Below are 12,436 nucleotides of genomic sequence, written 5' to 3'. Positions count from 1 at the left end.
CGCGAGCGGATCGCGCTGAAGGAGCGCGAGCGGACAAGGCGGCGGCCGCCGTCGCGCCCGTGCAGGGCGCCCCGGCGGCCACGAGTCCCGAACCCACGGACGGGAGCGTCCCGCGGACGCCCCGTGCCGTGTGGTGCCTCAGTCCGAGATGAGGCCCTCCCGCAGCTGGGCGAGGGTCCGCGTGAGCAGCCGTGAGACGTGCATCTGGGAGATGCCGACCTCCTCGCCGATCTGCGACTGGGTCATGTTGGCGAAGAAGCGCAGCATGATGATCCGCCGCTCGCGCGGCGGCAGCTTGGCGAGCAGGGGCTTGAGCGACTCCCGGTACTCCACGCCCTCCAGCGCCGTGTCCTCGTAGCCGAGGCGGTCCGCGAGGGAACCCTCGCCGCCGTCGTCCTCGGGGGTGGGGGAGTCCAGCGAGGACGCCGTGTACGCGTTGCCGACGGCGAGTCCGTCGACGACGTCCTCCTCCGACACGCCCAGCACGGCGGCGAGTTCGGCGACCGTCGGGGAGCGGTCCAGCTTCTGGGACAGCTCGTCGCCGGCCTTCGTCAGCGCCAGGCGCAGCTCCTGCAGCCGGCGCGGCACCCGCACCGACCACGACGTGTCGCGGAAGAACCGCTTGATCTCGCCGACCACCGTCGGCATCGCGAACGTCGGGAACTCCACGCCCCGTTCGCAGTCGAAGCGGTCGATCGCCTTGATCAGCCCGATCGTGCCGACCTGGACGATGTCCTCCATCGGCTCGTTGCGCGAGCGGAACCGCGCCGCCGCGTACCGCACCAGCGGGAGGTTGAGCTCGATCAGCGTGTCCCGGACGTAGGCACGCTCCGGGCTGTCCTCGTCGAGTGCGGCGAGCCGCAGGAACAGGGAGCGGGACAGGGTGCGGGTGTCGAGGGCCGCCGTGTCCGGCAGTTCCGTCGTGTCCGGGAGTTCCGGAACCGGTGTGGCCGGGCCTTCGTCGATGGGGCCGAGTGCGTCGAGAGCATGGGGAGCTTTCTCGCTCTCCGCGAGCGTGAGCACCTTCGAGCTGCCCTGATCTGCGGACATGCCACCCCCTTTGGGTCGCGGGACGGTCGCGGCGAACGCTCCCGATCCGAGGAACGCAGCCTTCACCTGAATACCGGCGCCGAGGCTCCGGCAAACGCGCTTCCGGCAGAATGTCACATGTCGGCAACGCGCTGTAGTGACATGTCGACATCCGAGATGCGAATCGGCCCTGGAAACAAGGGGTCTGACGGCCTTTCGGCCCAGAAAAGCACAGAACGGCACTCGTGAGCGATTCGCTCGTTCCGGTTACGCGTCGATCCTGTTTGCGGACCGCAGTCGCTGGAAGCTGCGCGCCAGCAGACGGGACACGTGCATCTGCGAGACGCCGAGTTCCGCGCTGATCTGCGACTGGGTGAGATTGCTGTAGTAACGCAGCAGCAGGATGCGCTGCTCCCGCTCGGGGAGCTGGACGAGCAGGTGCCGGACGAGATCGCGGTGCTCGACGCCGTCCAGGGCGGGATCCTCGTAGCCGAGCCGGTCCAGCAGTCCGGGCATCCCGTCGCCCTCCTGTGCGGCCTCCAGCGAGGTGGCGTGGTACGACCGTCCCGCCTCGATGCAGGACAGCACCTCCTCCTCGGTGATGCGCAGCCGCTCGGCGATCTCGGCCGTCGTCGGGGAGCGCCCGAAGGCGGTCGTGAGGTCCTCCGTGGCGCTGTTGACCTGCACCCACAGCTCGTGCAGCCGGCGCGGTACGTGGACGGTGCGGACGTTGTCGCGGAAGTACCGCTTGATCTCGCCGACCACCGTCGGCATCGCGAACGTCGGGAACTGCACGCCCCGCTCCGGGTCGAAGCGGTCGATGGCGTTGATGAGCCCGATGGTGCCGACCTGGACGACGTCCTCCATCGGCTCGTTGCGGGAGCGGAAGCGGGCGGCGGCGTAGCGCACGAGCGGGAGGTTCGCCTCGATGAGCGCCGTGCGCACGCGGGTGTGCTCCGGCGTGCCCGGCTCCAGGTCCTTGAGCTGACCGAAGAGCACCTGGGTCAGCGCCCGGGTGTCGGCGCCGCGTCGCCTGGCGGGGGTCTGGACCGGATCGGGGGACACCTCGTCCTGGGGCGGCGCAGTACTGGCCGACACGGTCAACGCCACCTCTTCATCGCACTCGTCGTCCGTCAACTCATCCGTCAAAAGCGGTCATAGCATCACAAGACAGACTCACTGTGTGCAAGCACCGCATATTCCGTGTTGAGGGGCGAAGGGCGGCGACATGACGCCCGAGGGCCCCCCGCCGTCACGGCGGGGGGCCCTCGGGAGACGTCCGGGATGTCCTCAGACCTCGGGGACGGAGCGTCAGAACGCGTAGTCGGCGATCACCCAGGTGGCGAACTCGCGCCACAGTCCGACACCGGCCTGGTGCTCGGGGTGCTCCACGTACCGGCGCAGCGCGTCCGCGTCGTCGAACGCGGAGTTGATGGCGAAGTCGTAGGCGATGGGACGGTCGCTGATGTTCCAGGCGCATTCCCAGAAGCGGATCTCCGGGATCCTGCCGTCGAGCGAGCGGAAGGCCTCCACGCCCCGCACGACCCGCGGGTCGTCGCGCTCGACGCCCTCGTTCAGCTTGAAGAGCACCAGGTGTCGGATCATCACTTTCCTCCGTCGGCGAGCCAGGTCATGAAGTCGCCGACGGCCTTCGCGGCGTCCGAGATGCCCTCGAACCCGACCGTGACGTAGTCGCCGGCCTTCTCCGGGTCCGTGATGATCAGATACAGCACGAAGACCACGAGGACGTAGACGGCGGCCTTCTTCGCGTTCACCGCCATCGCGGCCCTCCCCTGTCACCGGTGTGCACGGTCGTCACATGCGTCGAGCGGGCCCATGATCGCACGAAGGGCCCCGTCCGACGACGAGGCCCTTCACCAGCGGTAGCGGAGGGATTTGAACCCTCGGTGACTTGCGCCACACTCGCTTTCGAGGCGAGCTCCTTCGGCCGCTCGGACACGCTACCGAGGGAGACCTTACAGCAAGGTGGGGCGTGGTTTGAAATCGGATTCAGCGCTCGCGGAAGAACTCCGTGAGCAGCTGGGAGCACTCTTCGGCGAGCACTCCCCCGATCACTTCGGGCCGGTGGTTGAGCCGCCGGTCGCGGACGAGGTCCCACAGGGAGCCGACCGCGCCCGCCTTCTCGTCCCGGGCACCGTAGACGAGCCGGTCCACCCGGGACTGCTGGATCGCGCCCGCGCACATCGTGCACGGCTCCAGCGTCACCACCAGGGTGCAGCCGGCCAGCCGCCACTCCCCGAGCTCCGCGGCGGCCCGCCGGACGGCGAGGACCTCCGCGTGGGCCGTGGGGTCGCCGGCCGCCTCGCGTTCGTTGTGGGCGGCGGCCAGCACGGCGGTGCCGTCCGGGGCCAGCACGACGGCGCCGACGGGGACGTCCCCGCCCCGGACGGCCAGGGCCGCCTCGTCCAGGGCGAGTCGCATCGCCGCCCGCCAGCGGTCGCGTACCGGGTCCGGCCGTCCGGACGCGGTGGTGGTGGTCGGCACGGTCAGCGGACGGTCTCCAGGACCTCCGAGGCGCCCAGGACCTCGGCGATCTCGTTGACGGCGTCCCCGGTCATCGCACGCAGCTCCTTCTCGCTCACGCCCAGGTCCTCCAGGACCTGCGCGTCCCCCACCGGTCCGTGCGGCACGGCGTCGGCGGAGCCGGCGGGCGCGGCGCCGTCGTCGGCGTCCTCGCCGTCCGGTTCGCCGTCCTCCGTGCCGTCGAGGTCGAGGGCGTCCAGGTCGGGGCCGTCGTCCCCGGGCTCACGGCCGAGCAGCTCGTCGGTGAGCAGGATCTCGCCGTAGCTGCTGCGGGCGGCCGCGGCGGCGTCGGAGACGTAGACCCGGGGATCCTCCTCGCCGTCCACGCGGACGACGCCGAACCAGCCCTCCTCCTGCTCGATCAGCACGAGCACCGTGTCCTCGTCGGGAGAGGCTTCCCGGGCCAGGTCGGCCAGATCCGACAGGGTTTCCACATCGTCGAGCTCCGTGTCGCTCGCTTCCCACCCGTCTTCGGTGCGCGCGAGCAGTGCGGCGAAGTACACCGTGACTCTCCCACTGGTCATAGGGTGCCGGTCGGGAATCCCCCCGGCGGAGGTGTGCGGGCGAGGTCGGTCACGAGCCCCACCCACTCGGAATCGTGGCAGAAACAAGGCCGTCAGGGGATGTCTTCGGCTCCCTGTGTCCGCCAGTTTCGATCGCGGTTCACCGAGTGCGCCCCGAAGGACTCGCCGACGCCCTTGTCGCCGCCACGTGCGGATCGTACGCGGCCCCGCCCGCCGCACCCGCGCGGCACTCGGGAGGTGCTTCCTACCAGCGGAAGGTGCGCATGCGCATCGCGTGCCGCAGCCGGGCGGCCTTGGCGCGGCGCGGCTGGACCCGCTCGCGCAGTGCGCGGGCCTCGGCGAGTTCGCGCAGGAACCGGGCGCGGCGCCGCCGGCGCTCGGCCTCCGACTCGGGCTGGGCACCGGTCCTCGGGCCTCCGCGGCCCCCGGCAGGGCCGGGCGTTTCGCGCGGCGACGGATTGCCTCGGTCTTCCTGCTGCTCAGGCATGGGGGCATCACTCCAATCCGTCCCTCCCACTTTCCCCCGGACAGCCGGTTTATCGCCAGCGAAGGAGTGACGGGTGCCCGGGGGTGCTCGCCGTGCGCGGGGACGACCGGCCCTCGGGGCCCGGTTACTGTTGACCACATGCGTCTCCACGTCGTCGACCACCCCCTGGTCGCCCACAAGCTCACCACGCTGCGCGACCAGCGCACCGACTCCGCGACCTTCCGCCGTCTCGCCGACGAGCTGGTCACCCTGCTCGCCTACGAGGCCACGCGTGACGTGCGCACCGAACAGGTCGACATCCGGACGCCGGTGGAGCGGACCACGGGCGTCAAGCTCTCCCACCCGCGCCCGCTGGTGGTGCCGATCCTGCGGGCCGGTCTCGGCATGCTGGACGGCATGGTCCGGCTGCTGCCGACCGCCGAGGTGGGCTTCCTCGGCATGATCCGCAACGAGGAGACGCTGCAGGCCTCGACGTACGCCACCCGGATGCCGGAGGACCTCTCCGGGCGCCAGGTGTACGTCCTCGACCCGATGCTCGCCACGGGCGGCACGCTGGTCGCGGCGATCCAGGAGCTGATCAAGCGCGGCGCGGACGACGTGACCGCCGTGGTGCTGCTGGCCGCCCCGGAGGGCGTGGAGGTCATGGAGCGCGAGCTGGCCGGCACGCCGGTGACGGTCGTGACGGCGTCGGTGGACGAGCGGCTCAACGAGCACGGCTACATCGTGCCGGGTCTCGGCGACGCCGGGGACCGGATGTACGGGGCGGCCGAGTAGGCCGCGGTCCCCGCGTCCTCAGCGGTCGCCCGTCAGCACTTCTTCTTCTTCGAGGCGGGCGTCGGTTCCGGGTCGGCCAGTGCGGTCAGGGCCCGGTCGGCGTCCGCCTTCTTCGTCAGCTCCCGGAACGCGTCGCCGATGATCAGGTCGATCTCGCCGCCCTTGCGGGCGGGGTCGGTGCGGCGTTCGGCGCCGGCGAGCTGGGCGCCGAGCACCGGCAGCGAGGTGTCGAGGGCGGAGGCGGGCCCGAGCAGCACGCCGTTCCCCTTCACCTTCTTGTCGTACTCCTTGGTCGCGTTGGCGACCTCGCCGATCCTGAAGCCGCGCTTCTTCAGCTCGTCGGCCGTCTTCTGGGCCAGGCCGCCGCGGGTCGTGGCGTTGAAGACGTTGACCGTGATCGTGCCGGGCACGGGGAGCACCTTGGGGGCGGTCGCGGGGGTCGCCCTGGTGGCGCAGCCCGCCTTGGTGCCGACCGCGGAGGCGGAGTCGCCGCCGCCGGTGAACACGTCGATGAGCTGCAGCGTGCCCCAGCCGCCCACACCGAGCACGGCGACGGAGGCGACGGTCAGCGCGACGAGCCTTCCGCGTCGCCGGGGCCGGCGCATCCGCGGGTACCGGTCGCCGGTGATCCGGTACTGGCCGCCCATGCCAGGTGGAGTGAGCATGCTCATGAGCGCAGCGTAGTGCGCCCGGGCTGCAATGCCTACTAGATGATCATTCGACTGGGTGCAGTCCGACCCGAAAGGGCCAAACCGGCCGTGGAAAGGACTCCGAACGGACGCCCGTGCGGGTGCCGGAGCGAGGGAACGGCTCCCGGGGGCGGGTGTCAGTCCAGCTCGAGCACGCGTGCGTGCAGCACCTGGCGCTGCTGGAGCGCCGCCCGCACGGCGCGGTGCAGCCCGTCCTCCAGATAGAGGTCGCCCTGCCACTTCACGACGTGCGCGAAGAGGTCGCCGTAGAAGGTCGAGTCCTCGGCGAGCAGGGTCTCGAGGTCGAGCTGCTGCTTGGTCGTCACGAGCTGATCGAGGCGGACCGGGCGCGGCGCGACGTCCGCCCACTGCCGGGTGCTTTCCCGGCCGTGGTCGGGGTACGGCCGGCCGTTTCCGATGCGCTTGAAGATCACACGGAAAGCCTACCGGTCAAGACGTTCCGGGCGCAGCCATGGCGACGCAGTGCGACGCCGGAAAAGGTACGCGAACCGGGCGTAAACGGGCTTCCCCGGTGAGGCGCGTCCGCTGTTCGGCGACGCCTCCGAGGTGGCCGGACCCGATCCGGCGGCCCCGCGGCTGATTCCCCCGAAAGGGTTCGGCGCGTCCCGGCGCGTCCCGGCGCGCCCCTGGCCGCCCGTCCCGCTACGAGCCCTGCTTCTTCGCGGCCTTCGCCGCCTTGGCCGCCGCCTTCATCTCCTGCTTGTGCGCCCGCACCTTGGACAGGGACTCCGGCCCGGTGATGTCGGCGACGGAGCGGAAGGACTCGTCCTCGCCGTAGGCGCCGGCGGCCTCCCGCCAGCCGGTGGGCCGCACCCCGAGCTGCTTGCCGAGCAGGGCGAGGAAGATCTGGGCCTTCTGCTTGCCGAACCCCGGCAGGTCCTCCAGCCGCTTCAGCAGCTCCCTGCCGTCGCCGACGTCCCGCCAGACGGCCTCGGCGTCACCGTCGTAGTGCTCGACGAGGTACCGGCACAGCTGCTGGATGCGGCCCGCCATCGAGCCCGGGTAGCGGTGCACGGCCGGCTTGTCGGAGAGCAGCGCCGCGAACGCGTCGGGGTCGTACGAGGCGATCCCGTGCGCGTCCAGATCGTCCGCGCCGAGCCGCTGGGCGATCGTCGCCGGGCCCTTGAACGCCCACTCCATCGGGATCTGCTGGTCCAGCAGCATCCCGGTCAGCGCGGCGAGCGGGCTGCGGCCCAGCAGCCGGTCGGCGTCGGGGTCCTGGGCGAGGTGAAGAGTGACGTCCATGTCCCGATGATCCCGCGTCGCGGGTCAGCTCGCGCGCCAGTACCCCAGCGCCTGCAGCCGCTGCCTGGGCACGCCCAGCTCCTTGCGCACGAACGCCGACAGCTCCCGGGTGGTCGCGGTGTCGCAGGCGATCCACACGTAGGGGTCGGGGACGGACCGCAGCGGCCCGGGCAGCTCGGCCCGCACGCGCTCCACCAGCGCCGCTCCCGCCTCCCGCCGGGGCACCTCGCGCACCTCGTGCCGGCCGGGGTCGGCCAGGCAGGGCAGCCCGTCGAGGGTGCCCTCGAACCAGATGGTCGCCGGGGCGGAGCCCAGCGCGGCGAGCAGGGAGTTGACGGCCGGCAGCGAGGCCGCGTCACCGACCACGAAGACGTGGGAGGGAGCGGGGTCGGGGTGCTCGAATCCCGTGCCCTGCACGGTCGCCCCGATGGTGTCACCGGGCTTCGCCGTCCTCGCCCAGTCGCTGGCGCACCCCTCGTGCAGCGCGAATTCCAGGCTGAACGTGCCGGCCGCCGGGTCCGGGTCGACCAGGGTGTACGCGCGCTGGTGCGGCCTGCCCGCGTTGTCGAACCACAGCCGCACCCACATCGTGGGGTGGACGCCGGTCGCCGCCAGCATCCCCCCGTCGGTGAAGCGCACCCGCCGGTAGCCGGCGGTGACGTCCTCGCCGCCCGTCACGGTGCACTCGAAGTCCTTCGCGCGCAGCAGTCTGAGGACCGCGCCCTCCCAACCCCGCCCCTGCCCCATCGCCTCGTCACCCTTCGCGTACGATTCCGCCACGGCTAACTTAGGGGAGCCTAACCTAAAGGGAAATGAGGGCACAGTGACCGGCGAGATCTTCCGGGACCCCTGGGGCATCCCGCACCTGCGGGCGGACAGCGCGAACGAACTCGCGCGCACCCAGGGCCGGGTCACCGCCCTCGACCGGGCCTGGCAGCTCGAGGTGGAACGCCACCGAGCCCAGGGCACCTCCGCCTCCTTCCTGGGCCCCGAGGCCCTCTCCTGGGACCGCTTCGCCCGCCGCGCCCGCCTGGCCGACACGGCCCGCCGCTGCTTCGCCGAACTGGAGCGCCGGGACCCGGAAACGGCCGCGTGGGTACGGGCGTACGTGGCGGGGGTCAACGAGGAACTGACGTCCCTGCGGGACTCGGGCGCGCGGGCCGGGTCATGGACCGACGCGTCTGCCGGTGACCCGGCCGGACGGGGGAATGGCTCCGCCGGGCCCGGGGGCCCCGGCGGGGACGGCGCCGGCGAGGCGCCGGCGCCGTCCCGGGGCGCGGGGGCGCGGGCCGGGGGTCCCGCGGGCGGCCCGGGCGCGCGGGGCAGGGGCCCCGGCGGGACCGCGGGCCCGGGAGACGGTGGTCCCGGCGGTGGTGCGAGCGCCGCCTCCGAGTTCGCCCGTGCCGGTCTCGCGCCCGGCCGCTGGGAGCCCTGGACGCCGCTAGCGGTCTGGCTCGCCACCCACATCCTCTTCGCCGGTTTCCCCGCCAAGCTCTGGCGCGAGCACATCACCACCCACCTCGGTGCCGACGCCGTGGGGCTGTTCGCCGCCGACGGGCCCGGCACCTCCGGCAGCAACGGCTGGCTGGTCGCCGGGGAGCGCACGGTCACCGGGCAGGCGGTCATCGCCGGGGACCCCCACCGGTTCATCGAGGACCCGGGCGTGTACCAGCAGATCCGCCTGTCCTGCCCGGAGTTCGACGTCGTCGGCCTCGCCGTGCCCGGCGTGCCCGGTGTCGCCCACTTCGGCCACACCGGCACGGTCGCCTGGGCCATCACCAACGCCATGGCCGACTACCAGGACCTCTACCGCGAGCGGCTGCGGCGCACCGGCGCCGGCGTGGAGGCGCTCGGCCCGGACGGGACGTGGCGGCGGGCCGTCCGGCACACCGAGACGGTGGAGGTGGCGGGCGAGGAGCCGGTCGAGGTCGAGGTCATCGAGACCGACCGCGGTCCCGTCGTCATCGGCGGCCCCGAGGGCCTCGACGACGGCGTGCCCCCGCCCGGCGAACCCCCGCTCGCCGTCGCCCTCCGCTACCCGCCCCGCGTGACCGGCGACCTCGGCTTCGGCACCCTGCTGCCGCTGCTGCGGGCCCGCCGGGTGGCCGACGTGGACCGGGCCGTCGACCTGTGGGCCGAGCCGGTCAACGTCGTCCTCGCCGCCGACACCGACGGCGGCACCCTGCACCGGGTGGCCGGCCGGGTCCCCGTCCGCCACGAGGCCAACCGGACCCGCGTGGTGCCCGCCTGGGAGCCCGGGCACGCGTGGCAGGGCTGGCACACCCCGCCGCGCGACGGACTGACCGACGGTGTCGCCGTGATGGCGAACCAGCGCGGCCCGGCCGCACCCCTCGGCGTCGAATTCGCCCCGCCGCACCGCGCCGACCGCATCACCGCCCTGCTGGCCGGGCGGACGCGCTGGTCCGCCGCGGACATGCCCGCCCTCCACATGGACACCCACCTCGCCTCCGCCGCCCCCCTCCTGGACCACCTCGCCACCCTCGACGCACCGGGCCTCACCGGGCCCGCCGCCGCCCTGCGCGACCGCCTCCTGCGCTGGAACCGCCACATGGACGCGGACAGTGCCGACGCGGCCGCCTTCGCCGCGCTGCGCACGGCGCTCGTACGCCGGCTCGCGGCCCACCCCGCGTTCGCGGCGGCGGCCACGCCACCCCCGTACCCCGAGGTCTTCCGGCCCTGGCTCGCGCTGGTCCCGCGCGTCGGCCACGCCCTCGAACACCTCCTCACCGCCGGCGACCTGTACGGCATCGACCGCCCGGCGGCCGTCCGCGCCGCGCTGGAGGAGGTCGCGGCACGGCCGCCCGCCGGCACCTGGGGCGACACCCACCGCCTCGCCCCCTGGCGGGCCCTGCCGCCCGGGACGCCGTACGACGAGCCCGGTCTGTCCGGCGACCACGACTGCGTGCTGTGCACCTCGCCGGTGCCCGGCCTCACCGACCTCGCCGCGCGCGGTCCGGCCGCCCGCTACGTCTGGGACCTGGCCCGGCGCGAGGACAGCCGCTGGGTGGTCCCGTTCGGCGCCTGCGGCGTGCCCGGTTCACCCCACCACCGCGACCAGCAGCCCCTGTGGCTCGCCGGAGATCTGGCCCCGGTCCTCACCGACTGGGCGCAGCTGACGAAGGAGACCGATGTCTGACCCCTACACCCCCCGCCCGGCCGTCCACGAGCAGGAGGTCGACGGCATCGGCTCCGTGCGCGTCGTGCCCCTCGACCCGGCCGCCGACGCGCCCCTGCTGCACCGCTGGGTGAGCGGGGAACGCGCCGTCTTCTGGGGCATGAACGGCCTGACCGTGCGTCAGGTCGCCGAGATCTACGCCCACATGGACACCCTCGACACCCACCACGCGTACCTCGTCCTCGTGGACGGCACCCCGGCCGCGCTGCTCCAGACGTATGAACCGCAGGCGGACCGCGTCGGCGCGTGCTACCCCGTCGAACCCGGCGACATCGGCGTCCACCTGCTCCTCGCCCCCGCCGGGCCGGACGGCGCGCGACCCGGCTGGACGGGCGGTGTACTGACCGCCGTCGCCACGTACGTCCTGCTGGTGCTGGACCGGCAGCGGGTGGTGGTCGACCCGGACGTCGCCAACGGGAAGGCGATCGCCCGCTTCGCGAAGCAGGGTTTCACCGCGGGCCCCGAGGTCGTGCTGCCGGAGATCGACCTGCCCGACGTGTATCTGCCGGAGAAGAGGGCGCAACTCGCCTTCCTCACCCGCGAGGTAGCCTTCGGCAGGTGACCCCCGAGGACCTCGTCGCCCACTACGGTCTGGAGCCGATCCCCCGCGAGGGCGGGCGGTTCCGGCAGACCTGGGCGGGTCCCGTGCGCCCCGACGGCCGGCCCGAGGGCACCGCCGTCGTCGTCCTGCTCACCGACGCACCCGGCGACTTCTCCGCCCTGCACCGCCTGCCCGCCGACGAGATCTGGCACCACTACCTCGGCGACCCGCTCCAGCTCCTCCTCCTCGCCCCGGACGGCACCTCCCGGACCCCCGTCCTGGGCCCGGACGTCCTCGGCGGCCAGCACGTCCAGCTCACCGTCCCGGCCGGCACCTGGATGGGCGCGCGGGTGGCGGCGGGCGGCGCCTGGACGCTGTTCGGCTGCACGATGGCGCCCGGCTTCACCTACGAGGGCTACGAGCACGGCGACGCGGCGGAACTGACGGAGCGGCATCCCGGCCGGGCGGCGCTCATCGCGGAGCTGTGCCGACCATGAGCGGACAGGGGCTGCTCCGGGGCCAGGTCGCCCTGGTCACGGGCGCGGGCGGCGGCATCGGCCGGGGCATCGCGCGGCGGTTAGCCGAGGAGGGCGCGGCCGTCGCGCTGCACTGCCGTACGTCGGTGGCGTCCGCGCGGGACACCGCCGGCCGCATCCGGGAGTCGGGCGGCGCGGCCGTCGTCCTCCGCGGGGACCTGACCGACGAGGACGCCTGCGTCCGCGTGGTGACCGAGGCGGCCGAGTGGGGCGGCGGCCGGCTGACCGCGCTGGTCAACAACGCAGGGATCCAGCCCGTCCGGGAGCTCGCGGTGATGACGGCGGACGAGTGGCGCACGGTCGTGGACACGAACCTCACCGGTGTCTTCGCCTGCACCCGGGCGGCGGCACGCCTCATGCGCGAGCAGGACGGCGGCGGCTCCGTCACCCACATCGCCTCCGTCGAGGCCCGCGGCCCGGCCCCCGGCCACGCCCACTACGGCGTGTCGAAGGCGGCGGTGGTGACGCACGCCCGCGCGGCGGCCGTGGAGTACGGGCCGTGGGGCGTCCGCGTCAACTCCGTCTCGCCGGGACTGGTCGAGCGCGAGGGCCTGGCCGACGCCTGGCCGGAGGGCGTGCGCCGGTGGCGGGAGGCGTCCGCCGTGGGCCGGCTCGGCCGCCCGGAGGACGTCGGCGACGCCTGCGTGTTCCTGGCCTCCGGGCTCGCGTCCTGGGTGACGGGCCACGACCTGGTGGTGGACGGGGGAGTGTCGGCCCGGCCGACCTGGTGAGCCGCCCGGTGAGCACGCCGGGCCCGCCGTCCGTACCTACCCCGTAGCCGGATTGCCGGGAGGCGGGTACGACGTGGAGCGACGGCGCAGCGAGGCGGTGGCCGACGGCGGACGGGGCG

At 73.4% G+C, this 12,436-nt stretch carries 16 protein-coding genes and 1 tRNA gene; 5 read left to right on the top strand and 12 right to left on the bottom strand.

Annotated elements, in window-relative coordinates; translation table 11 throughout:
• Positions 1-138 precede the first annotated feature (138 nt).
• The 8 genes from F1615_RS05980 to F1615_RS05950 form a co-directional block, all read right to left on the bottom strand.
• Positions 139-1,050 (bottom strand): RNA polymerase sigma factor SigF, encoded by a 912-nt coding sequence (locus tag F1615_RS05980; protein WP_149547827.1) that lies wholly within the window; start codon positions 1,048-1,050, stop codon positions 139-141.
• 246 nt (positions 1,051-1,296) lie between these two features.
• Positions 1,297-2,133, bottom strand: coding sequence for an RNA polymerase sigma factor SigF (locus F1615_RS05975; protein WP_208818267.1), 837 nt, complete (start codon positions 2,131-2,133; stop codon positions 1,297-1,299).
• 207 nt (positions 2,134-2,340) lie between these two features.
• Complete coding sequence (locus tag F1615_RS05970; RefSeq protein WP_149547825.1) at positions 2,341-2,634, bottom strand: Dabb family protein; 294 nt, start codon at positions 2,632-2,634, stop codon at positions 2,341-2,343.
• Complete coding sequence (locus F1615_RS35550; protein WP_167533673.1) at positions 2,634-2,810, bottom strand: hypothetical protein; 177 nt, start codon at positions 2,808-2,810, stop codon at positions 2,634-2,636. Before F1615_RS35550 ends, F1615_RS05970 begins: the two co-directional genes overlap by 1 nt.
• A 100-nt stretch (positions 2,811-2,910) precedes the next feature.
• Positions 2,911-2,995 (bottom strand) — tRNA-Ser (locus tag F1615_RS05965).
• Between the two features lie 44 nt (positions 2,996-3,039).
• Complete coding sequence (gene tadA / locus F1615_RS05960; protein WP_149548215.1) at positions 3,040-3,471, bottom strand: tRNA adenosine(34) deaminase TadA; 432 nt, start codon at positions 3,469-3,471, stop codon at positions 3,040-3,042.
• Positions 3,472-3,536: 65 nt separating this feature from the next.
• Entirely contained in the window at positions 3,537-4,076 is a 540-nt protein-coding gene (locus tag F1615_RS05955; RefSeq protein WP_149548214.1) for a hypothetical protein, read from the bottom strand.
• Between the two features lie 265 nt (positions 4,077-4,341).
• Positions 4,342-4,584, bottom strand: a complete 243-nt coding sequence (locus F1615_RS05950) for a hypothetical protein (RefSeq protein WP_149547824.1) — start codon at positions 4,582-4,584, stop codon at positions 4,342-4,344.
• Positions 4,585-4,722: 138 nt separating this feature from the next.
• Here F1615_RS05950 and upp point away from each other — a divergent pair, with 138 nt between their 5' ends.
• Positions 4,723-5,358 (top strand): uracil phosphoribosyltransferase, encoded by a 636-nt coding sequence (gene upp / locus F1615_RS05945; RefSeq protein WP_149547823.1) that lies wholly within the window; start codon positions 4,723-4,725, stop codon positions 5,356-5,358.
• 32 nt (positions 5,359-5,390) lie between these two features.
• Here the strand turns inward: upp and F1615_RS05940 are convergent, their stop codons facing one another.
• From F1615_RS05940 to F1615_RS05925, 4 genes are all read right to left on the bottom strand, one after another.
• Positions 5,391-6,005, bottom strand: a complete 615-nt coding sequence (locus F1615_RS05940; RefSeq protein ID WP_149548213.1) for a LytR C-terminal domain-containing protein — start codon at positions 6,003-6,005, stop codon at positions 5,391-5,393.
• A 179-nt stretch (positions 6,006-6,184) separates the two neighbouring features.
• Positions 6,185-6,481 (bottom strand): type II toxin-antitoxin system VapB family antitoxin, encoded by a 297-nt coding sequence (locus F1615_RS05935; protein WP_004943146.1) that lies wholly within the window; start codon positions 6,479-6,481, stop codon positions 6,185-6,187.
• Positions 6,482-6,710: 229 nt separating this feature from the next.
• Positions 6,711-7,313 carry an HhH-GPD-type base excision DNA repair protein gene (locus tag F1615_RS05930; RefSeq protein WP_149547822.1) on the bottom strand — a complete coding sequence of 201 codons (603 nt, stop codon included), beginning with the start codon at positions 7,311-7,313 and terminating at the stop codon, positions 6,711-6,713.
• A gap of 24 nt (positions 7,314-7,337) precedes the next feature.
• A complete protein-coding gene (locus F1615_RS05925; protein ID WP_149548212.1) occupies positions 7,338-8,060 on the bottom strand; it encodes a siderophore-interacting protein in 723 nt (240 codons plus the stop codon).
• A 118-nt stretch (positions 8,061-8,178) separates the two neighbouring features.
• Here F1615_RS05925 and F1615_RS05920 point away from each other — a divergent pair, with 118 nt between their 5' ends.
• The 4 genes from F1615_RS05920 to F1615_RS05905 are packed head-to-tail and all read left to right on the top strand — an operon-like array spanning position 8,179 to position 12,317.
• Positions 8,179-10,470, top strand: a complete 2,292-nt coding sequence (locus F1615_RS05920; RefSeq protein ID WP_425385628.1) for a penicillin acylase family protein — start codon at positions 8,179-8,181, stop codon at positions 10,468-10,470.
• On the top strand, positions 10,463-11,071 hold the full coding sequence (locus F1615_RS05915) for a GNAT family N-acetyltransferase (protein WP_149547820.1): 609 nt from the start codon (positions 10,463-10,465) through the stop codon (positions 11,069-11,071). The genes F1615_RS05920 and F1615_RS05915 overlap by 8 nt, the downstream gene beginning before the upstream one ends.
• Positions 11,068-11,547, top strand: a complete 480-nt coding sequence (locus F1615_RS05910; RefSeq protein ID WP_149547819.1) for a cupin domain-containing protein — start codon at positions 11,068-11,070, stop codon at positions 11,545-11,547. Before F1615_RS05915 ends, F1615_RS05910 begins: the two co-directional genes overlap by 4 nt.
• Positions 11,544-12,317, top strand: a complete 774-nt coding sequence (locus tag F1615_RS05905) for an SDR family NAD(P)-dependent oxidoreductase (protein ID WP_149547818.1) — start codon at positions 11,544-11,546, stop codon at positions 12,315-12,317. The genes F1615_RS05910 and F1615_RS05905 overlap by 4 nt, the downstream gene beginning before the upstream one ends.
• Positions 12,318-12,436: the final 119 nt, after the last annotated feature.

The organism is Streptomyces marokkonensis, assembly GCF_008312835.1.
In the GTDB taxonomy this organism is placed as follows: Bacteria; Actinomycetota; Actinomycetes; order Streptomycetales; family Streptomycetaceae; genus Streptomyces; species Streptomyces marokkonensis_A.
The sequence above is the reverse complement of the archived record's forward strand: the minus strand, read 5'-3'. Positions and strand labels throughout refer to the sequence as shown.

What these genes read in the sequence shown, in the direction of transcription:
- F1615_RS05980 (WP_149547827.1), bottom strand. Translation starts at nt 1,050, where the DNA reads ATGTCCGCAGATCAGGGCAGCTCGAAGGTGCTCACGCTCGCGGAGAGC.
- F1615_RS05970 (WP_149547825.1), bottom strand. Translation starts at nt 2,634, where the DNA reads ATGATCCGACACCTGGTGCTCTTCAAGCTGAACGAGGGCGTCGAGCGC.
- F1615_RS35550 (WP_167533673.1), bottom strand. Translation starts at nt 2,810, where the DNA reads ATGGCGGTGAACGCGAAGAAGGCCGCCGTCTACGTCCTCGTGGTCTTC.
- tadA (WP_149548215.1), bottom strand. Translation starts at nt 3,471, where the DNA reads ATGCGACTCGCCCTGGACGAGGCGGCCCTGGCCGTCCGGGGCGGGGAC.
- F1615_RS05950 (WP_149547824.1), bottom strand. Translation starts at nt 4,584, where the DNA reads ATGCCTGAGCAGCAGGAAGACCGAGGCAATCCGTCGCCGCGCGAAACG.
- upp (WP_149547823.1), top strand. Translation starts at nt 4,723, where the DNA reads ATGCGTCTCCACGTCGTCGACCACCCCCTGGTCGCCCACAAGCTCACC.
- F1615_RS05940 (WP_149548213.1), bottom strand. Translation starts at nt 6,005, where the DNA reads ATGGGCGGCCAGTACCGGATCACCGGCGACCGGTACCCGCGGATGCGC.
- F1615_RS05930 (WP_149547822.1), bottom strand. Translation starts at nt 7,313, where the DNA reads ATGGACGTCACTCTTCACCTCGCCCAGGACCCCGACGCCGACCGGCTG.
- F1615_RS05925 (WP_149548212.1), bottom strand. Translation starts at nt 8,060, where the DNA reads ATGGGGCAGGGGCGGGGTTGGGAGGGCGCGGTCCTCAGACTGCTGCGC.
- F1615_RS05915 (WP_149547820.1), top strand. Translation starts at nt 10,463, where the DNA reads ATGTCTGACCCCTACACCCCCCGCCCGGCCGTCCACGAGCAGGAGGTC.
- F1615_RS05905 (WP_149547818.1), top strand. Translation starts at nt 11,544, where the DNA reads ATGAGCGGACAGGGGCTGCTCCGGGGCCAGGTCGCCCTGGTCACGGGC.